General features: G+C 72.2%; 21 protein-coding genes and 4 pseudogenes. 11 read left to right on the top strand and 14 right to left on the bottom strand.

Annotation, left to right across the window (positions count from 1 at the left end; genetic code table 11):
* Positions 1 to 200: 200 nt before the first annotated feature.
* Complete coding sequence (locus WJ438_RS01005) at positions 201 to 2,282, bottom strand: copper-translocating P-type ATPase (RefSeq protein WP_406723540.1); 2,082 nt, start codon at positions 2,280 to 2,282, stop codon at positions 201 to 203.
* On the opposite strand from WJ438_RS01005, the gene WJ438_RS01010 reads away from it, so the two are divergent.
* Positions 2,274 to 2,525: a hypothetical protein gene (locus WJ438_RS01010; protein WP_406729966.1), complete on the top strand. Its 252-nt coding sequence runs from the start codon at positions 2,274 to 2,276 to the stop codon at positions 2,523 to 2,525. The genes WJ438_RS01005 and WJ438_RS01010 overlap by 9 nt on opposite strands.
* Before the next feature lie 53 nt (positions 2,526 to 2,578).
* On the opposite strand, the pseudogene WJ438_RS01015 reads toward WJ438_RS01010, so the two are convergent.
* The 3 genes and pseudogenes from WJ438_RS01015 to WJ438_RS01025 all read right to left on the bottom strand — a co-directional run.
* Positions 2,579 to 2,686, bottom strand: a pseudogene (locus WJ438_RS01015) (hypothetical protein); the annotation flags it as partial.
* Positions 2,687 to 3,017: 331 nt separating this feature from the next.
* Positions 3,018 to 3,935, bottom strand: a complete 918-nt coding sequence (locus WJ438_RS01020) for a M56 family metallopeptidase (protein WP_406723541.1) — start codon at positions 3,933 to 3,935, stop codon at positions 3,018 to 3,020.
* A complete protein-coding gene (locus WJ438_RS01025) occupies positions 3,932 to 4,300 on the bottom strand; it encodes a BlaI/MecI/CopY family transcriptional regulator (protein WP_384669769.1) in 369 nt (122 codons plus the stop codon). The genes WJ438_RS01020 and WJ438_RS01025 overlap by 4 nt, the downstream gene beginning before the upstream one ends.
* Before the next feature lie 386 nt (positions 4,301 to 4,686).
* Between WJ438_RS01025 and WJ438_RS01030 the strand changes: the two genes are divergently transcribed.
* Together WJ438_RS01030 and WJ438_RS01035 are read left to right on the top strand one after the other, a co-directional pair.
* Positions 4,687 to 5,724, top strand: coding sequence for an NlpC/P60 family protein (locus tag WJ438_RS01030; protein ID WP_406723542.1), 1,038 nt, complete (start codon positions 4,687 to 4,689; stop codon positions 5,722 to 5,724).
* 542 nt (positions 5,725 to 6,266) lie between these two features.
* Complete coding sequence (locus WJ438_RS01035) at positions 6,267 to 6,557, top strand: hypothetical protein (RefSeq protein WP_406723543.1); 291 nt, start codon at positions 6,267 to 6,269, stop codon at positions 6,555 to 6,557.
* Between the two features lie 45 nt (positions 6,558 to 6,602).
* Here the strand turns inward: WJ438_RS01035 and WJ438_RS01040 are convergent, their stop codons facing one another.
* From WJ438_RS01040 to WJ438_RS01060, 5 genes are all read right to left on the bottom strand, one after another.
* The gene (locus WJ438_RS01040) at positions 6,603 to 7,034 is read right to left on the bottom strand and encodes a WD40/YVTN/BNR-like repeat-containing protein (protein ID WP_406723544.1); all 432 of its coding nucleotides are present in this window, start codon (positions 7,032 to 7,034) and stop codon (positions 6,603 to 6,605) included.
* Between the two features lie 119 nt (positions 7,035 to 7,153).
* A complete protein-coding gene (locus WJ438_RS01045; RefSeq protein ID WP_406723545.1) occupies positions 7,154 to 7,498 on the bottom strand; it encodes a hypothetical protein in 345 nt (114 codons plus the stop codon).
* 92 nt (positions 7,499 to 7,590) lie between these two features.
* Positions 7,591 to 8,232, bottom strand: coding sequence for a DUF305 domain-containing protein (locus WJ438_RS01050; protein WP_406723546.1), 642 nt, complete (start codon positions 8,230 to 8,232; stop codon positions 7,591 to 7,593).
* Positions 8,233 to 8,355: 123 nt separating this feature from the next.
* Positions 8,356 to 8,757: a DUF6153 family protein gene (locus WJ438_RS01055; protein WP_406723547.1), complete on the bottom strand. Its 402-nt coding sequence runs from the start codon at positions 8,755 to 8,757 to the stop codon at positions 8,356 to 8,358.
* A gap of 146 nt (positions 8,758 to 8,903) precedes the next feature.
* Entirely contained in the window at positions 8,904 to 9,512 is a 609-nt protein-coding gene (locus WJ438_RS01060; protein WP_406723548.1) for a TetR/AcrR family transcriptional regulator, read from the bottom strand.
* Positions 9,513 to 9,617: 105 nt separating this feature from the next.
* Between WJ438_RS01060 and WJ438_RS01065 the strand changes: the two genes are divergently transcribed.
* The 3 genes and pseudogenes from WJ438_RS01065 to WJ438_RS01075 all read left to right on the top strand — a co-directional run.
* Positions 9,618 to 10,295 carry an MFS transporter gene (locus WJ438_RS01065; protein WP_406723549.1) on the top strand — a complete coding sequence of 226 codons (678 nt, stop codon included), beginning with the start codon at positions 9,618 to 9,620 and terminating at the stop codon, positions 10,293 to 10,295.
* Positions 10,241 to 11,014 (top strand): MFS transporter, encoded by a 774-nt coding sequence (locus WJ438_RS01070; RefSeq protein WP_406723550.1) that lies wholly within the window; start codon positions 10,241 to 10,243, stop codon positions 11,012 to 11,014. The genes WJ438_RS01065 and WJ438_RS01070 overlap by 55 nt, the downstream gene beginning before the upstream one ends.
* 153 nt (positions 11,015 to 11,167) lie before the next feature.
* Positions 11,168 to 11,407 (top strand): annotated as a pseudogene (locus WJ438_RS01075) (transposase); the annotation flags it as partial.
* A 76-nt stretch (positions 11,408 to 11,483) separates the two neighbouring features.
* On the opposite strand, the gene WJ438_RS01080 reads toward WJ438_RS01075, so the two are convergent.
* Positions 11,484 to 12,203, bottom strand: a complete 720-nt coding sequence (locus WJ438_RS01080; protein WP_406723551.1) for an IS6 family transposase — start codon at positions 12,201 to 12,203, stop codon at positions 11,484 to 11,486.
* Positions 12,204 to 12,486: 283 nt separating this feature from the next.
* On the opposite strand from WJ438_RS01080, the gene WJ438_RS01085 reads away from it, so the two are divergent.
* Positions 12,487 to 12,951, top strand: a complete 465-nt coding sequence (locus tag WJ438_RS01085; protein ID WP_406723552.1) for a transposase — start codon at positions 12,487 to 12,489, stop codon at positions 12,949 to 12,951.
* Between the two features lie 279 nt (positions 12,952 to 13,230).
* Positions 13,231 to 13,596 (top strand): annotated as a pseudogene (locus WJ438_RS01090) (transposase); the annotation flags it as partial.
* 173 nt (positions 13,597 to 13,769) lie between these two features.
* On the opposite strand, the gene WJ438_RS01095 reads toward WJ438_RS01090, so the two are convergent.
* The 4 genes and pseudogenes from WJ438_RS01095 to tpg form a co-directional block, all read right to left on the bottom strand.
* On the bottom strand, positions 13,770 to 14,639 hold the full coding sequence (locus WJ438_RS01095; RefSeq protein WP_406723553.1) for an alpha/beta fold hydrolase: 870 nt from the start codon (positions 14,637 to 14,639) through the stop codon (positions 13,770 to 13,772).
* A 234-nt stretch (positions 14,640 to 14,873) separates the two neighbouring features.
* Positions 14,874 to 15,137: a hypothetical protein gene (locus tag WJ438_RS01100; protein ID WP_406723554.1), complete on the bottom strand. Its 264-nt coding sequence runs from the start codon at positions 15,135 to 15,137 to the stop codon at positions 14,874 to 14,876.
* Positions 15,134 to 15,439, bottom strand: a complete 306-nt coding sequence (locus WJ438_RS01105) for a DUF6247 family protein (RefSeq protein ID WP_406723555.1) — start codon at positions 15,437 to 15,439, stop codon at positions 15,134 to 15,136. Before WJ438_RS01105 ends, WJ438_RS01100 begins: the two co-directional genes overlap by 4 nt.
* Before the next feature lie 163 nt (positions 15,440 to 15,602).
* Positions 15,603 to 15,824, bottom strand: a pseudogene (gene tpg / locus WJ438_RS01110) (telomere-protecting terminal protein Tpg); the annotation flags it as partial.
* Between the two features lie 11 nt (positions 15,825 to 15,835).
* Here tpg and WJ438_RS01115 point away from each other — a divergent pair.
* The 3 genes from WJ438_RS01115 to WJ438_RS01125 are packed head-to-tail and all read left to right on the top strand — an operon-like array spanning position 15,836 to position 17,659.
* The gene (locus WJ438_RS01115; RefSeq protein WP_406723556.1) at positions 15,836 to 16,669 is read left to right on the top strand and encodes a transposase; all 834 of its coding nucleotides are present in this window, start codon (positions 15,836 to 15,838) and stop codon (positions 16,667 to 16,669) included.
* Positions 16,670 to 16,723: 54 nt separating this feature from the next.
* Positions 16,724 to 17,086 carry a transposase gene (locus WJ438_RS01120; protein WP_406729551.1) on the top strand — a complete coding sequence of 121 codons (363 nt, stop codon included), beginning with the start codon at positions 16,724 to 16,726 and terminating at the stop codon, positions 17,084 to 17,086.
* A gap of 42 nt (positions 17,087 to 17,128) precedes the next feature.
* Complete coding sequence (locus tag WJ438_RS01125; RefSeq protein ID WP_406723557.1) at positions 17,129 to 17,659, top strand: transposase; 531 nt, start codon at positions 17,129 to 17,131, stop codon at positions 17,657 to 17,659.
* Positions 17,660 to 17,748: the final 89 nt, after the last annotated feature.

Raw genomic sequence — 17,748 nt, forward strand, 5'->3', positions numbered from 1 at the left:
GCTCTCGCTGGTCATCCTCGGTCGCGCCGCGTCGCGCCGCTCGGCGCGGCCGTTAAAGGGCGAGCGCGGCACGTCCGGGGCCGCCAAGGGGCCGGGTACTCGGCCCCGCGCCGGCACTCGCCCGGCGGCCACGGTGACAAGGGCGCAGCAGCCGCTGCGGCCCGGGGTGCAGACGGCACTGCGGTCGGCGGCGGCGCGTCTCACCGTGCGCCGCCAAAGGGGCTCCCCGCGGTGACCGGGCGGGCCGGGGCCTTCTGCGGCGGTGCGGCGGGCGGGGGCGGGGTCTCGGGCAGGCGGAGGCGTTTGAGGGCGAGGGCGTTGAGGGCGACGATGACGCTGGAGCCGGACATCGACAGGGCGGCGATCTCGGGGCGGAGGACCAGGCCGAGGGCGGGTTCGAAGACGCCCGCGGCGATCGGCAGGGCGAGGGCGTTGTAGCCGATGGCCCAGCCGAGGTTCTGCCGCATCTTGCGCAGGGTGCCGCGGCCGATGCGCAGGGCGGTGGGGACGTCGAGGGGGTCGGAGCGCATCAGGACGAGGCCGGCGGTCTCGATGGCGACGTCGGTGCCGGTGCCGATGGCGATGCCCAGGTCGGCCTGGGCGAGTGCCGGGGCGTCGTTGACGCCGTCGCCGACCATGGCGACCCTGCGGCCGTCCCGCTGGAGTTCGGCGATCTCGGCCGCCTTGTCGCCGGGCAGGACCTCGGCGATGGCGGTGTCGATGCCCAGCCGGGCGGCGATGTGCTCGGCGGTGGCCTGGTTGTCGCCGGTGAGCATGACGGTCTCCACGCCCAGGGCGTGCAGTTCGGCCACCGCCTGGGCCGAGGTCTGGCGGGGTGCGTCGGCGAGGCCGATCAGGCCCGCCGCCCGGCCGTCGACGGCGGCGATGACGGCGGTGCGTCCGCCGGCGGCCAGCTCGTCCCGGCGGGCGGCCAGCGGGCCGAGCTCGACGCCCTCCCGCTCCAGCAGGCGGCGGTTGCCGACCGCGACCCGGTGCCCGTCGACGACGGCGGTCGCGCCGTGGCCGGGAACGTTGACGAACTCCTGGGCGCTCGCCGGGGCCATCGAGCGCGCCTGGGCGTGACGGACAATGGCTGCCGCCAGCGGGTGCTCGGACTCGCGTTCCACCGCGGCGACCAGCCGCAGCAGTTCGTCCTCCTGCTGGCCCCCGGCGGTGAGCACGTCGGTGGCCTCGGGTTCGCCCCGGGTGAGGGTGCCGGTCTTGTCCATCACCACGGTGTGGATGCTTGCGGCGGTCTCCAGGGCGGCGGCGTTCTTGAACAGCACGCCCCGCTTGGCGCCCAGGCCGGTGCCCACCATGATCGCGGTCGGGGTGGCCAGGCCCAGCGCGTCCGGGCAGGTGATCACCACGACGGTGATGGCGAACAGCATCGCGGTGCCGAAGGAGCGGTCGGTGGCCAGCAGCCAGACGGTCAGCGTCGCCGCGCCGCCGATCAGGGCGACGAAGACCAGCCAGAAGGCGGCCCGGTCCGCCAGCCGCTGGCCTGGGGCCTTGGAGTTCTGGGCCTGCTGGACGAGTTTGACGATCTGCGCCAGCGCGGTGTCGGAGCCGACCTTGGTGGCGCGGACCCGCAGCGTGCCGTGGGTGTTGATGGTCGCGCCCACCACCTGGTCGCCGGGTGCCTTGTGCACCGGCAGGCTCTCGCCGGTGACCATCGACTCGTCGACCTCGCTCTCGCCCTCCTCGACCACGCCGTCGACGGCGACCTTGGCGCCGGGGCGGACCAGCAGCAGGTCGCCGGCGGCGATCTCGGCGGTGGGCACCTCCACCGGCTCCCCGTCGCGGACGACCAGCGCCTTGGGCGGGGCCAGGTCGAGCAGGGTGCGCACCGCGTCGTTGGCGCCGCCGCGGGCGCGCATCTCCACCCAGTGGCCGAGCAGCACGAAGGCGGCCAGGACGGTGGCCGCCTCGTAGAAGACCTCCCCGCCCCCGGTGAGGGTGATGACCAGGGAGTACAGCCAGCCGGCGCCGATGGCGACCGCGACCAGCACCATCATGTCCAGGGTGCGGTTGCGCAGGGCCCGCACCGCGCCGTCGAAGAAGATCGTGCACGAGTAGAAGATCACCGGCAGGCTCAGCAGCAGCGCCCACACGTCCTGCCGCAGGCCGAAGGGCACCGGCACGTGCAGGCCCAGCACGTCCTCGCCGATCGGCGACCAGAGCACGATGGGGAGGGAGAAGACCAGCGCCACCAGGAAGCGGTTGCGCATGTCGGCCACCATCGCCGCCATGGACATCCCGCCGTGGCCGCCGTGGCCCATCGCCTCGTGCGGCGCGAGCTCTCCCTTTGGCCCGGCGTGGCCCTCGTGCTCCGCGTGCCGCTCAGGCCGTTCGTGGTCGACGCGCTCGGCCGGCCCGGCGCCGTGCCCGGCGTGTTCCGCCGGCCGGGTGCCACGGCCGTCCCCGTGCCACGACTCGCGTGTCCGGCGTGCTCGCCGGGCGGATCGGGCTCCTCCATCGGGTCGCAGACGTGGGCGGGCACCGACTGGCCCGCGCAGTGGTAGCCGCACTCGGTCACCCACCGGCGCAGCTCGGCCAGCGAGGTGCGCCGCGGGTCGTAGACCACCGTGGCCGACTGCGCCACCGGGTTGGCCTCCACCTCCAGCACGCCCGGACGCCGTCCCAGCGCAGCGGCGACCGTGCTCTGCTGGGACGCCCGCACCATGCCGCGCACGTCCAGCACCGCCGTGCTGCGCTCCTTGTCCGCAGTGGCCGGAGGGTGCGAGGGGTGGTGGGCGTCCGCCGAGTGAGACACGGCCGTTCCTCCTCAGGCAGAAAAGCGCTGCGTGGAACGAGATGTCCTCGGTACCCAGTCCTCATGGAGCCACACACGAAAGCGCGGCTATAGGGGCACGGCGCCCGGACCAGCGGGTGGCTGACGGGCGCACCGGGAGCCGCCGCCCGGGCCCCGCGGCGGCTCGAAACCGGCCGGCTCCGGCCCGGTGCCCGTGCGAGGGTCGGGCGGGAGGAGCTGCGGCGACGGAACTCGGCCCCGGTCAGCCCACGAGCAGCCCGCAGGCGATGAGCAGCGGCAGCAGGGGTGCGGCGACGGAGCAGCCGACGATTGCCAGCCGCGTCGCACGGTGCGGCGTGGCTTTCGGGGCGAGGAGGCGGTGCAGCCGGACGGCCGCGCTGGGCCCGCCTGCGCCGAAGGCCGCCCGGGGCGTCTGGCCCGCCGCGACCTCGCACATCGCGGTGGCCAGGGTCTCCCGGGAGTGGGAGCGCAGTGCCTGGTCGTCCGCGGCCATCTCCAGCAGCAGGGCGGTCTGCTCGCGGGCGTGCCGGGCGAGCGGCAGTTTCGGGAAGGCGTGTGCGAATGCCTCGGCGGCCGCGTGGCACAGGTGGTGCCGGCCGGTGATATGGGCTCGCTCGTGTGCGAGCACGGCCCGGAGTTGTTCGCGGGAGAGGGTCTTGATCGCTCCTTCGGTCACGACCACCTGGCGGGAGCGTCCGGGCAGGCAGTAGACGGCCGGGGTGTCGTGGTCGACGACGACGGCATCGTGCTCGAAGGAGGGGCGGCCCACCAGGGCGAGCATGGCCAGGTGGCGGCGCTGGGCGCGCCGGGTGCGCCAGACCGTGCGCAGAAACCAGCCGCCGGGGAGAAGCACGGCGAGGGTCGGCAGCAGGGCGGCAGGGTCGGCGGCGGTGTGCGGCGCCGGGCCGAAGACTGCGGCGCCGGGGAGCAGGCCGCAGGCGGTGAGCAGGCCGAGCAGCCCGTCGTGGACGTGCGGCTCTCTCAGGGCGACGTGGTAGAGGATCAGTGCGACGGTGATGACGAACGTCGCCATCAGTCCGTGCCAGGTGAGGATCGCCAGCCGGGGGGCCTGGTGGGTCCACCGGGCCCGGGCCAGCGCGGTGGGGGCGATGGCACCGATCAGGAGGGCGTAGCCGGCGAGCACCAGGGCCGCTGTCACGTCTGGTTCCTCCGCTGTGCCGCCCGCAGGGCCGAGCGCAGCGCCTCCACCTCGTCCGGCGACATCCGCTCGACGAAGCTCAGGAGTGTGCCGGCGGGGTCGGGGTTGTCGCCCAGCGCGTCGCGCATCAGCGCCGCGGTGTACTGCTGGCGGGTGCAGGTGGGCTCGTACCGCCAGGCCCGCCCTTCTTTCTGCCGCCGGAGCATGCCCTTGCGGTACAGGATCTCGGCGACGGTCTTGACGGTGCTGTAGGCGAGGGGGCGGGTCCTGGTGAGGTCCGCGAGGAGGTCGCGCGCGGTGGCCGGGCGCCCCCAGGCCCACAGGCGGGTCATGATCTCCGCCTCCAGCTCACCCAGTGGCCGCACGCGTGTTCCTCCGCCCCGGACTGCCGACGGTGCCGGACCGGCACGGGTTCATCGTAGTGGCCCGGCCGGCCGTGGCCGTCGTCCCGCCGGGTCCACGGCCGGCACATGGCCGCTAAGCAGTTTAGCGATAAAAGTGGACCTGGGCACCTGCCTGACAGGCAGTTGCACCGGGAGGAGTTCCTTCTTTGGCGTTGCCTGGTGATCCACTGCCCCGTGACCCACCAGATTGCAGCTAAGTTGATTAGCTGAGTAATATCCGCCTCCGAGCCTTCGCACGGTCGGCCGCCCATCCGGGGTGGCGGCGGGGGTACCGCCGAGTCCGCGGAGGTCACGCGGAGCCGGGCCCCATGTCCGGCAGGCGGCCGAGGAAGAAGGAGCTCGCCCCCGTGGCGTCCCACCGTCGTCCCAAGCAGCCCAACCGCGCCCGTGCGACCGTGCTCACTACCACCGCCGCGGCGGTAGTGGCCCTCACCGCGCAGTCGGCTCAGGCCGATCCCCTGCCGGACCCCAACAAGAAAGGGGTGAAGGCGGAGGTCGACCGGCTCTACGAGCAGGCCACCCAGGCGACCGAGAAGTACAACGGCGCCAAAGAGAAGCACGACAAACTGCAGAAGCAGGTCGACAACCTGCAGGACACGGTGGCCCGCGGCCAGGACGAGCTCAACACACTGCGGGACGGCCTGGGGTCGCTGGCCACCGCGCAGTACCGCAGCGGCGGGGTGGACCCCTCCGTGCAGCTCTTCCTCTCCTCCGACCCCGACAGCTACCTGGACAAGGCCGCCGTCCTGGACCAGCTCAGCAGTCGGCAGCTCAGCACGCTCAAGAAGATCCAGGCCAAGCAGCGCACGCTCGCCCAGCAGCGCGAGGAGGCCTCGCAGAAGCTCGCGGACCTCGGGAGCACCCGCAAGGAGCTGAAGGACAAGAAGCAGGAGATCCAGGGCAAGCTCGCCCAGGCCCAGAAGCTCCTCAACACGCTGACGGCGAAGGAGCGCGCGAAGATCGCCGCCGAGGAGGAGCGGGCCAACCGTGCCAGCGCGCGGGTCGAGCTGGGCAACGAGGCCAGCGGCTCGCAGCGCGCGGCCTCCGCCTTCGAGGCGGCCAAGTCCCGGGTCGGCATGCCCTACGTCTGGGGCGCCACCGGGCCGAACTCCTTCGACTGCTCCGGGCTGACCTCCTGGGCCTTCAACCAGGCGGGCATCTCCATCCCCCGCACCTCCCAGGCCCAGGCCAACATCGGCACCCGGATCAATTCCCTGAGCGAGCTGAAACCCGGCGACCTCATCCTCATGCGCACTGACCTCAGCCACGTCGGCTTCTACGCGGGCAACGGGCAGATCCTCCACGCCCCCAAGCCGGGCGCCGTCGTGCGCTATGAGCCGATCAGCACCAGCGGCATGCCGTTCATGTGGGGCGTCCGGGTCTGAGCACCGCCTTGGTGACCGGGGACCCGCACAGGGACCCGCTCCGGCACCGTGAAGGCGGTGCCGGAGCGGGTCAGCCGTGCGGAAGAACGGCCGCTTGAGGATGCCGGGCGGCGCGGAAGCCGTGCAGCCGCAGGCTGTCACCGACGACGAAGACCGACGAGAACGCCAGGGCGATGCCGACGAGCATCGGGCTGAGTACCCCCGGGCGGCCTGGCAAGAACCGCCGCGCCCGCCGTCCGCTCAGGCGCCGGCCGGACAGTGCGCCGGGTTTCCTCGACGGCCAGGCGCTGCGGCGCGGCGTGCGGCTGGGCGTTTTCTTCGCCGTCGTCTCGCCCTCGTCGCCCACTGCGCCGCCGCCCTCGACGCCGCCCCGGACCGCTGCACCGCCCCCGCGACCGGCGGCACGCAGGAGGGGGGCGAAACCCGATGGCCACCGCTCCCGCCACCGCACGCCACGCCCACGGGCACACCAGGCGCCCGGTCACGCCGACCGTCTGGCCCGCCTGAACAGGATCGAAGGCCAGAGACGCGGCATCGCCCGCATGGTCACCGACGACCGCTCCTGCATCGACGTCCTCACCCAGATCAGCGCCGCCGGCCGCGCCCCCGCAGGAAGTCGCCCTCGGCCTCCTCGACGACCACGTACGCGGCTGCGTCACCGATGCCGCCCGCACCGGCCCCGCCCGGGCCGAGGAGAGGTACGCCGAACTCAGCGACCCCCTGCGCCGCGCCCCGCGTCTGTGAGGGTGGCCGAACCGGCCGGTACGGGCAGCGTCGTTGGGGCGTGCCCGGCGGCATGCATTGCGCAGCACCGCCCCGGCCATGGGGGGTGAGCGCAGCTGCGGGCTCGGCGGGTCTCATGGGCCGGCCATCTCCCTTCAGGGGCGTTCCGCTTGGCTGTACGGCCGGTGGAGCGCGGTCCAGGTGCGGCCGCCATCGGTGGATTGGTAGATGGCGTCGGTGCTGTCGGCGGCCAGCAGATGCCGGGCGGTTGCGGCGGTGAGCACGGCGGGCTCGCCGCCGGTGGGCAGGCGGCCCTGTTCGGTCCATGTCTGGCCGCCGCGGCTGGTGACCACGCGGCCGTCCGCGGCCAGGGCGACCAGCAGCCCGGACTCCGGTTCGTCGACCGCCACCAGGGCCGGGGCGCCGGGGACGGCCCGGAAGCTGCGCGCGCCGTCGGTGCTGTGGACGAGGCCCTTGCCGGTGGCCGCCCACACCGTCGCGGGGCTGTCGGCGTGGGCGGCGAGGTCGAGCAGCGGCAGGCCGGCGCGTACATCCCAGGTGCGGCCGCCGTCGGTGCTGGCCCACACCTTTGCGCTCTGACTGTCGAAGCCGTAGAGGGTGCCGCCCGCCTGCTGGAGGGCGTGGAAGTCGGCGCGGCCCTCGGCGGAGAGCGTCTGCCACGTCCGGCCGGCGTCCGTGCTGCGGATCAGGCCCAGGTGGGGGAGCGGGCGTCGGGGTCGGCCGGGGCGGGGTGGCCGCTGGCCAGGAAGGTGGAGGGGCCGGTGACGGTGAAGCCCATGGTGTCCTGGTAGCGGTCGGCGACGCGGACCGCCGTGCCGCCGCCGAGGCGGAAGACGCCGTGGTGGCCGGCGGCGTAGACGGCGCCGTCGGCCGGGTCGACACCCAGGCCGTGCAGGTGCCCGGTCCCCGGATCGGGCACGGCCGCGTGCTGATCCGTGGCGGGAGCGGAGCAGGCCGCCAGCAACAGCCCCGTGGCGGCCAGGAAGTACACGGCGCGCCGGGCGCGTCGCCGTATGCGGACGGAAGTCATGGTGGTGTCCAAGCTGGAGGAGAAAGGCGGTGGGCGCGGCGAGTGGGGCGGGCGCGCTTGCCTGGCGCCCGCCCCGTGCTGTCAGCCGCAGGTCAGTCCTTGCCGAGCAGCTCGTTCATCTGCTCGATCTCCGCGCTCTGCGAGGCGATGATGGCGTCGGCCATCTTTGTGGCGGGGGCGTAGGCACCGTCGGCCTGCTCGGTCTTCGCCATCTCGACCGCGCCCTCGTGATGCTTGATCATCATCTCCAGGAAGGCGGTGTCGAACGCCTGGCCCGAGGCGTTCTCGAGCTCGGTCATCTCCTCGTCCGTCATCATGCCCTCCATGCCGCCGTGCATGGAGTGGTCCATGGCGCCCTCGGCGGGCACCTCCTCGCCCCAGGAGGTCAGCCAGCCGGACAGCGTCTTGATCTCCGGGTCCTGGGCCTTCTTGATGTCGGCGGCGAGCTTCTTCACCTCCGGTGACTGAGCCCGGCCGGGGGCCAGGTCGGCCATCTCGACGGCCTGGCGGTGGTGGGGGATCATCCCCTTCGCGAAGGCCACGTCGGCCGCGTTGTGCTGCCCCTGCGACGCCGGGGCCGAGGCGGACGAGGAAGCGGTGGCGTTGTGGCCGCCGTGCCCGGCGGCCGAGCTGCCGTCGTCGTCGTTGCCGCCGCAGGCGGCCAGGACGAGCGCTGCCGCACCGGCGGCGGCGACGGCGGCGGTGCGGCGGGCGAGGGAACGCTTGCGGATCATGGTGGTGCAACTCCTTCACGCGCGCCGGTCAGGGCGCGCGGTGTCACGGATTTTTGAGGGCGCGCGGGAGCACGGCACCCGTCGCCGGGCAGCGCCGGGCACAGGGGTGCCGAGCGGGCCGCTCTATATCCGCAGGAGCTGCAGCTGGAAGAGGTCGGGCGGGGCCCGCCCGACATGGGATGAGCCGAGGATTGCCGTCCTGGGGGCAGAGACTGCGGGCGCGTCCAGCACCGTGCCGGCCAGCGTCGGCGGCGTGTACGCCGAAGCGGTCCCGGCGGCCGCACACGTCGCGTCGGCATGATCGAGGTGGCCCGATCCGCCATCGGTGGGCGCGCATCCCCCGTCCGCGTGTGGCACACCGTCCGCCGCGGCCATCACCGTCTCGTGACCGGCCCCCGGCTGCGCCGCCACCACCGCCCCCGGCGCCAGGCCGTGCATGCCCAGCACGCCGGCCAGCACCGCCAAAAGCAGCAGCACAAATAGCCGCCCGGCCGGGCGGCTGTGTGAACGGGTGCTGGCGGTCATGAAACTCATCGTACGGGGAGGTCCGCAGCGGGCGGATGCAGCCATCCGCCGAATGTGCACCGTCTCACCCACGGCCGATATGTCAGCAGCCGTCGCCCTCGGTGGCTTCCGCTGCCGTGCGCTGCGTTTTCTCCGGACTGTCGGTGTCACGCGCCCGCGCCGGGTTCCGGCACCGGCTTTCCCGGCGGGGTGAAGGCGGCCAGCACCGTGGCGGTGATGTGGGCGGCGGCGCGGTCGGAGGTGAGACGGCCGGCGCGGATCTCGTCGGTGGCGCTGTGCATCACCGCGTGCAGGACATTGACCAGCCACACGATCGGCAGGTCCGTGCGGAAGACCCCCTCGGCGCGGCCGCGGGCGACCAGCGTCTCCACCCGGGCGGCGGGGCCGTTGTGCAGCTCGCGGATGCGCCCCGCGGGCAGCTCCCGCTGGGCGGCGACGAGCAGAGCACGCGCCTCATCCACCAGATGCCAGCCGGCCTCGACGTAACGCGCCAGCGCGACGAGCGGATCCCCGGTCAGATCGACCGCGTCCAGCGCCTGGTTGCCCCGGTCGAGGGCGCGGCTCATCGCCGCATCGACGACCTCCGCCCGGGAGGCGAAGTACGCGTACAGCGTTACCCGGCCCACGCCCGCGGCGCGGGCGATCTCGCTGAGGCTCGCCTCCGGGTTCCGCCCCAGGCACTCGGCTGCGGCCTGGACGATCGCGTCGATGCTCCGCAGGGCGTCGGCGCGCTTGGCGGTGCTTCTACTGCCCATGACCCACAGCCTACCCGAAGAAATCGAACAGCATTGTTTGGCTTATATCCTAGGCGGGGCTAACCTGAACACAACTGTATGGGTTATCGGTGAGGGGTGAGCGTCATGAGCGACACGGAAACCACCAGCACACACGCACCGGGAGCGCCCCATTCGCAGCGCTGGCCGGTCCTGGGCCTGCTGGGGCTGGCCCAGCTGATGCTGATCCTCGACATCACCGTGGTGGCCATCGCGCTCCCCCACATGGGCGCCGAACTGGACCTGGGCCGCGCCGCCCTGACCTGGGTGGTCAGCGGGTACGCCCTCACCTTCGGCAGCCTGATGCTGCTCGGCGGCCGGGCCGCCGACCTGTTCGGCGCCAAGCGGATCGTCCTGGCCGGCCTCACCGTGTTCACCGCCGCCTCCCTGGCCGCCGGACTGGCCACCGGCGCGCCCCTGCTGCTGGCCGCCCGGATCGCCCAGGGGGCGGGCGCCGCGCTGCTCTCGCCCGCCGCGCTGTCGGTGGTGGTGCGGCTGTTCGACGGCGACGAACGCAACCGGGCACTGGGCATCTGGTCGGCGCTCGGCGGCGGCGGCGCGGCCCTCGGCGTACTGCTGGGCGGGCTGATCACGGCCGGGCCGGGCTGGGCCTGGGTCTTCTTCGTCAACGTCCCCGTCGGCCTCTTGATCCTGGTCGCGCTCGCCCGGATACTGCCCCGCCTGCCCCGGGCGGCCGCCGGCTCCTCGACGTGGTCGGCGCCGCTCTGGTCGCCGCGGCGACCGGCGCCCTCATCTACGCCCTGATCCGTGCCGGCGACCACGGCTGGCTCGACCCCGTCTCCCTCGCCCTGTTCGCCTTCGCCGCCGCCGCCTACGCCGCCTTCGCCGCCTGGCAGCGCCGGGCGGCGGCACCGCTGATGGACCTCCGCTTGCTCGGCCGGCGCCCGGTGGTGGCGGGCATCTTCGTGATCGCGGTGGCCACGGCTCTGATGGTGGGGGTCTTCTTCCTCGGCTCCTTCTACCTTCAGAACCATCAGGGCCACGGCGCCCTGATGACCGGTGTGCTGTTCCTGCCGGTGGCGTTGCTGACCATGGCCGCCGCCACCGCGGCCGGCCGCGTGATCGGCCGCTTCGGGGCCCGGTCGCTGGCAGCGGTGGCCCTGGTCGTTGCGGCCGCCGGATTCCTCGTCCCCGTGCTCTGGTCCGGCGCCACCGCCATGGTCGCCGGGGTGAGCGTCGCGGCGGCCGGCCTGGGCGCCCTGTTCGTGGTCGCCTCGGCCACCGCACTGGGCAGCGTCGCCCCGCACGAAGCCGGCGTGACCTCCGGAATCGTCAGCACCTTCCACGAGTTCGGCGCCTCGGCCGGCGCCGCGGCCGTCTCCAGCGCCGCAGCCGCGAGCATCGCCGGCCACACCGGCGCCACCACGGCCGCCGGCTTCGACGACGCGTTCCTCGTGGCCACCGGTGTGGCCGCGGTCTCCGCCGTCATCGTCATGGGGCTGATCCCGTCCAAGAGCGAGTAAGAACTCCTAATACTCCAGTCTGACTTCGCGATCTTGTCGCGGACCCGGCTGGGAACGGGTACGGCCACCGCGTGATCATCGGGGGTTGTGTGGACTCCTGAGGATCGTGCGGTGGCCGCAGGCCATAGCGTAGACCCTGCCCGCTGGCGGGCAATGTTCGACCAGGTCATGGCCCGGATCGCGGGCCGGTTCGGGCGAGTTGAACCCCGGGCCACGGCCCGCGCCTACCTGCTCGGACTACTGTCGAGCGTCGAACGGAAGAACTGCTGGCAACTGGCCGAACAGGCCGGCCATGCCCGGCCCGGGCCGATGCAGCGCCTGCTGCGCTACGCCCGCTGGGACGCCGATGCGGTCCGCGACGATGTACGCGCGTACGCCGCCGAACACCTCGGCGGGCGTTGTCAGGTTAAGCGAGTGCTCGAGGGTGTGAGCCGGTTCAGCGCGTTTCGGCTTCGGTGGTGACAGCGGCTCAGGCTACGGCGGGCAGGCCGGCGACGCCGGTGATCTGGTCCCAGATCGCGAAGCGAATGTTCATCTCGGCGCGGTATTCGGGAGCGGTCATCAGGTGGCGGCGGGGCCGGAAGTAGGGCGAGATGCCGCTGAACGCGGCCAGGAACCGTTGTGCGGCACCCACCGATCGGAAGCCTTTCATCGCGCGCTCGAGTTGCCTCGTCGGCTGGTGCGAGTTCTCGGCCCGGTTGTTGAGGTACTTCGACTGCCGGTGCTCGACGGAGGGCATGACCTGGCGGTGGGCTGCGCCGTAGGAGCGGAGCTTGTCGGTGACCACCACCCGCGGCGTGTACTCCAGATCCTTCAGGAGCCGGCGGAAGAACCGGACAGCCGCCTGCGTGTCGCGTCGGGGCCGGACCAGGATGTCGAGGACGTTGCCGTTCTGGTCCACGGCCCGCCACAGGTAGTGCAACCGGCCGTTGATCCTGATGAAGACCTCGTCCAGGTGCCACGTGTCCCCGGGCCTCGGCCGTCGCCGGCGCAGGAGGTTGGCGTACTGCTGCCCGAACTTGCCGCACCAGCGGCGGACCGTCTCGTGGGAGACGAGCACGCCGCGCTCGAGCATGAGCTCCTCGACCTCGCGGTACGACAGCGGGAAACGGAAGTACAGCCACACGCAGTGCGCGATCACCTCGGCCGGATACCGGTGCCCCTGGTACGACGGCGGCGCACTCTCCACGGTAATCCCCTCCCCGCACGGCCAACCCCAAGATCATCCCACGCGCCAGCCAACGTGACTGTGAGGATGATCGGGTGCCGCTCCGGGCGGTGGCCTGACTCGCAACGTGACTGGCCGTGTGCCTTGGCATTGATCTGTCGGCCACCTGCTCGGTGCGGTGCGTGCTGCCGCCGGGCAGGGGACGTGTCCCGATAGGGGCCTTCGCGACAGGCACCGTCACAGTCTTGACCGCCCCGGCCCGGCGACGGCCACCAGCACCCAAGGCGATCAGGAGAAGGCGACCTTGCCCAGCATCACGCAATCCGCTGCCCCGTGTCACCTCCCGGCCGACGCCGCCGAGGAGGTCCTGCTCGGCGTGGACACCCACAAGGACGTGCACGCCGCGGCCGTCACCACCATGCCCGGTGCCGCCCCGGACGGCCGGAGCTTCCCGGCGACCGCGCAGGGATACCGCCAGCTCGTCGCCTGGGCCCGCTCGTTCGCAGTGGTGCGACGTGCCGGCGTCGAGTGCACCGGCTCCTACGGGGCGGCCTTGGCCCGCCACCTGCACGCCGAGGGAATCGAGGTCACGGAGGTCAACCAGCCGGACAAGGCCGCCCGCCGGCGCCACGGCCAGACCGACGCCGTCGACGCCGAGGCCGCCGCCCGCGCCGTGCCGTCCGGGCGCGCCACCGCCACGGCCAAGACGAGCGACGGCCCGGTGGAGATGCTGCGGCCGTTCAAAATCGCCAAGGGATCCGCGATCTAGTCCCGCGCCCAGGCCCTCAACCAGCTCAAGAGCGTCCTGGTCTGCGCCGACTCCGCCCTGCGCGAGGCCCTGGCCGGCCTGACCGACCCGCACCTGATCAAGCGGTGCGCCGCACTGGAAGCTCTGGACGCGACCGGGCCTGCTACGGCTGCCCGGCACACCCTGCGTCTGCCGGCCCGCCGCATCCAGCACCTGACCGAAGAGATCGACGACCTGAACCAGCGGATGGCCGAGGCCGTCAAGGCGAGTTCGCCCGGTCTGCTCGACGTACGCGGCGTCGGCCCGGACAGCGCCGCGGCCCTGCTCATCGCCGCAGGTGACACCCCTGAACGCCTCACCAGCGAGGCGTCTTTCGCTGCCTTGTGCGGCACCAGCCCGGTCGAAGCGTCCTCCGGCAAGACCCAGCGCCGCAGACTCAACCGCGGCGGCGACCGCCAGGCCAACGCCGCCCTCTACCGGATCGTCCTCAGCCGCCTGCGCTGGGACGACCGCACCCGGAACTACCTGCAGCGACGCCTTGCCGAGGGCAAGACGCGCCGAGAAGTCATCCGCTGCCTCAAGCGCTACATCGCACGGGAGGTCTACCGGCTCATCGCCACTCCGAGCCCCGCAGCCGGCCGCGCACGTGCCGCAACCGCTACTTGACATCCATAGGGGCATCAACGCCCTATGAACTTCCACCGCCTCAACGCCTGGTGGACCGGCACCCCAAGGGCCTGCACCCGCACTTCCCATCTGGCAGCCCTGCGGCCGGCTGGGTAGAGCTCGTACGCTGAGCACTCCCTACGTTCTTCCGCGGGCGGCAGCCCAGAAGCTCCTTACTCATGCCGCCCGGCGAAGAAGCCCGCAAGGGAAGACGCGAGCGCTTCTGGAGCCTCTTCGGCCACGTGGTGCCCGGCATCGATGCCGTGGCCGCGTACGTTCGGGGCCCACTGACGCCAGATCTTCACCGGGTCCCCGTACAGGTCCTCGAGGTCGTCTCGGAGCGACCAGAGGATCAGCGCCGGGCACTGGATCCGTGTCCCGGCGGCGCGGTCGTCCTCCTCGTGTCGCCGGTCGATGGTGAGGCCGGCCCGGTAGTCCTCCAGCATCGCCCGCACCACGTCGGGGTTTCTCGTGGCCGAACGCCACTCGTCGTAATTCTCCTGCCCCATGCCCTGGGGATCGCCGCGGTACCAGCTATCCGGATCGGCGTTGATGACCCGCTCGGGGATGTCCGGCTGGGCGAAGAAGAACCAGTGCCACCACTGCGTGGCGAACTCGGTCGTGATGCGGGACAGGTGCTCGGTGAGGGGCAGACAGTCGATCAGCGCCACCCGCGAGACCGCGTCGGGATGATCGAGTGCGAGACGCAGCGCGACACTGCCTCCGCGGTCGTGCCCGGCGAGCGCGAACCGGGCATGGCCGAGGGAGCGCATCACCTCGACCACGTCACCAGCGACGGCCCGCTTGGAGTATCCCGCGTGGTCTGCGGTAGGCGCCGGGCCGGTGGACCGGCCGTACCCCCGGAGATCGGAGCAGACCACGGTGAAACCGCTCCGGACCAGGAGCGGGGCGACGCGATGCCAGGTCGCAGATGTCCGGGGGTGGCCGTGCAGCAGCACCACCGGCGGCCCTTCCCCGCCGTAGCGAACGAAAATCGATGCTTCATCGACCTGAACCCGCTTGGTCTCAAAGCCCTCGAACAAGGCCCGAACCTCCCGCCCTCGTTGGTACACCGTCCACGGCACCTACCGGTCCAGGGCAACCCCTCACTCGCCCACGAGAACCGCCGGGCCAACAGGCTGCGCAAGCCGCCCCCTCGTCGGCGAGTGCTAAACCGACACAGCCTTCCTCTTGCCCCCGCGGGTGCCGTGGACACAACTACCTGATTCGCCAACAGTGTCGTTGCAATGCCGGGGTCAGGGCGTTGTCACGGGTGGCTATCCGAGCCAGACAATGTCCAGGACGGACAGGTGGCGCAGGGCGCGGTTGGCGAAGTAGATGACGGAGAGCTGGCCGACGGAGGCGATGCGCACGTCCTCGCCCTCCGGGTCACCGACGTCCCACTGCGGGAAGCCCCAGGGGTTCGCGACCGCGGCGTCCAGGACGTCCCAGACCATCTGCTCCGCGGACTCGGGCAGGGCGGCGAGAACCTTCGCGGCCGGTGGGGAGAGCCGCACCGCGTAGGGCTGCTGTCCGCTCACCGGCGCCTGCTCCAGATCTCCTCCAGGTCCACGAAGCCGGTCTCGTCGCGGCCGGAGGCGAGGAACGCGTCGACTGCCGGGGCGGAGGCGACGCGGGCCTGCCAGACCTGGACGACCTCGTACAGCCCGGCGAGGGAGAACGTCCGGCGGGACTCCTCCAGGGCCGCCGCCCACTCCTGCACGAAGGCCGGCACCCACCGGTCCGCGCGATCGCTGGCGCGCAGCTGCGCGAGCAGTTCGGCCGGAGCCCCGGGTGCGGGGGCGTACGGGGTGACGGGTACGTGGTCGGGCTGCGCGCTCATCGGCACCTCCTGGCGGGTCGTACCGCCACGGTACGCGCGCCATGGGCGGGCAGATGCAGGCATGGATTGATTCCTTCCGTCAGAAGGCGGTGCGGGTGTCGCTTCTTGCATCGCCAGTGACGACGTGGCTGTCGTACAGGCCCGCTCGTGCGATCCGATGTGGCTACAGGTCGAACTCCACGTGCTCGACGTCCGTGAACTGCACCTCCAGGCCGGTCGCGCGGCGGCCCCCGTCGCGGAAGTAGACCTCGCCGAGCGCTTCGGCCGCCAGGGCGCGCAGCTGCTGTTCTGTGGCCCCGGTGTCCTGGGCATCGAAGAGGCGGGCCGCGTGGTGCGGAGGCAGGGCGAGGGTGAGGTGGCGGATCCGGGCGTCGCACGGCCGCCCTCGCCGAGATCGTGCAGCCGATCGCTCTGGCCCTGGCGGGGCGGGCCGGTGCCCGGCTCGCGGCCGTCCTGCGCGTCCCGATCAGCCGGACCACCTTGCTCAACGTGGTGATGGCAATGCCGGATCCGCCCCGGCCTGCACTGCGCGTGCTCGGCGTCGACGATTTCGCGACCCGCCGGGGCCGACGCTACGGGACCGTGCTCGTCGACCTGGACTCGCATCGCGTCGTGGATCTGCTGCCCGGCCGCGAGAAAGCACCCCTGGTGGCCTGGCTGGCCGATCACCCCGGCATCGAGATGATCTGCCGGGACCGGGCCGGCGCCTACGCGGAGGCAGCAAGCGCCGGAGCGCCCCAGGCCCGGCAGGTCGCCGACGCGTGGCACCTGTGGGACAACCTGGCCCACACGGTCGAACGCACCGTGATCGCCCATCGGTCCTGCCTGACACCGCCGCCACCGGAACCATCCGAGCTCGCATCGGCAAAAGCGCCCGACCCCGCCCTCACCCCGGACACCGGCGCCGAGAAGTGGCTGGTCACCCGCACCCGGGAGCGCTACCGGGCCGTCCAGGACCTGCTGGCCCAGGGATGGACGATCAGCGCGATCGGACGTGAACTCGGGCTGGCCCGCCACACTGCCCGCCGCTACGCACGCTGCGAGAGCCCCGAGGCCCTCGCCGACCGCGCCATCCGTACCACCCGGCTGGACGCCTGGCGGCCCTATCTGATCGGCCGCTGGAACCAGGGCTGCACCAATGCCTCCGCCCTCTTCCGCGAGATCCAGGCCCAAGGGCTACCCGGGCCGCACACCGCAAGCCGTCCGCCGCTTCCTGCGCCCACTGCGTGATACCGCGAAGGCGGCGCCCGCACCGCCGCCCAAGCCCCAGGACCTCACCACTGGATCACTCGTCACCCCGGCCGCTTACGAGCCGAGGAGGAGCAACAACTCGACGACGTCCTCTCCCGCTGCCCCGAGCTGGCCGCACTGCGCACCCACGTCCACGCCTTCGCCCGCATGATCTGCGACCGCACCGGCACCGACCTTCCTGCCTGGATCTGCGCGGTCCGTGCCGACGACCTACCGCAGCTGCACGCCTTCGCTGACGGACTCGAACGCGACTGGGATGCTGTCCTGGCCGGCCTCACCCTGCCCTGGAGCAGCGGGCCGGTCGAAGGTCACGTCAACCGGATCAAGATGCTCAAACGACAGATGTATGGACGCGCGGCCCTTCCGCTCCTACGCAAGCGCGTCCTCCTCGCGTGACGTTCCGTCAGAGCTTCACGAAAATCTTGACTGAGCCTCTCCATGACGCCGCCGCACGCGAAGACGTGGTCGCAGCGAGGACGCACCCCGGTGGTGCGGGTCCGCGGCCGCTCCCGCAGACGCATCTCCATCGCCGCGCTGACCTGCTACAAACCCGGCCACCGCTCGAGGCTGATCTACCGGCCCCGCCGCGACGACGGCCAGCGCGACGGCCGCAAGAGCTTCTCCTGGCGTGACTACCGGGACCTGCTCATCGCGGCCCACACCCAGCTCGGCGGCCCGATTGTCCTCGTCTGGGACAACCTCAACGTCCACCAGGCCGCAGGACTACGGGAGTTCGCCGCGACCCGGGACTGGCTGACCATCTACTACCTGCCGCCCTACGCCCCCGACCTCAACCCCGTCGAGGGCATCTGGTCCCTGCTGCGAAGCGGATGGCTCTCCCACGTCGCCTTCACCACGCCCGAACACCTCATGCAGCGCATCCGAAGCGGTCTCCGCCACATCCAGTACCGCAGCCACCTCATAGACGGCTGCCTCACCGAGACAGGACTGACGATCAACCCCCGATAACCAGAGGCGACATCACGAGTTCAACCTCAGTAACAGTCACGCGGCGTCCGGCCGTGGCCTCTGCTCGCCCCGAAGGGAAGCCGTGGTCG

Origin of the sequence: Streptomyces sp. GD-15H, from assembly GCF_045291515.1 — a bacterium.
In the GTDB taxonomy this organism is placed as follows: domain Bacteria; phylum Actinomycetota; class Actinomycetes; order Streptomycetales; family Streptomycetaceae; genus Streptomyces.

Excerpts from the sequence above, each read along its gene's own strand:
- WJ438_RS01045 (WP_406723545.1), bottom strand. The coding sequence starts at position 7,498 with ATGACTTCCGTCCGCATACGGCGACGCGCCCGGCGCGCCGTGTACTTC.
- WJ438_RS01055 (WP_406723547.1), bottom strand. The coding sequence starts at position 8,757 with ATGACCGCCAGCACCCGTTCACACAGCCGCCCGGCCGGGCGGCTATTT.
- WJ438_RS01005 (WP_406723540.1), bottom strand. The coding sequence starts at position 2,282 with ATGGGCCACGGCGGCCACGGCGGGATGTCCATGGCGGCGATGGTGGCC.
- WJ438_RS01065 (WP_406723549.1), top strand. The coding sequence starts at position 9,618 with ATGAGCGACACGGAAACCACCAGCACACACGCACCGGGAGCGCCCCAT.
- WJ438_RS01125 (WP_406723557.1), top strand. The coding sequence starts at position 17,129 with ATGACGCCGCCGCACGCGAAGACGTGGTCGCAGCGAGGACGCACCCCG.
- WJ438_RS01105 (WP_406723555.1), bottom strand. The coding sequence starts at position 15,439 with ATGAGCGCGCAGCCCGACCACGTACCCGTCACCCCGTACGCCCCCGCA.
- WJ438_RS01035 (WP_406723543.1), top strand. The coding sequence starts at position 6,267 with ATGGTCACCGACGACCGCTCCTGCATCGACGTCCTCACCCAGATCAGC.
- WJ438_RS01060 (WP_406723548.1), bottom strand. The coding sequence starts at position 9,512 with ATGGGCAGTAGAAGCACCGCCAAGCGCGCCGACGCCCTGCGGAGCATC.
- WJ438_RS01050 (WP_406723546.1), bottom strand. The coding sequence starts at position 8,232 with ATGATCCGCAAGCGTTCCCTCGCCCGCCGCACCGCCGCCGTCGCCGCC.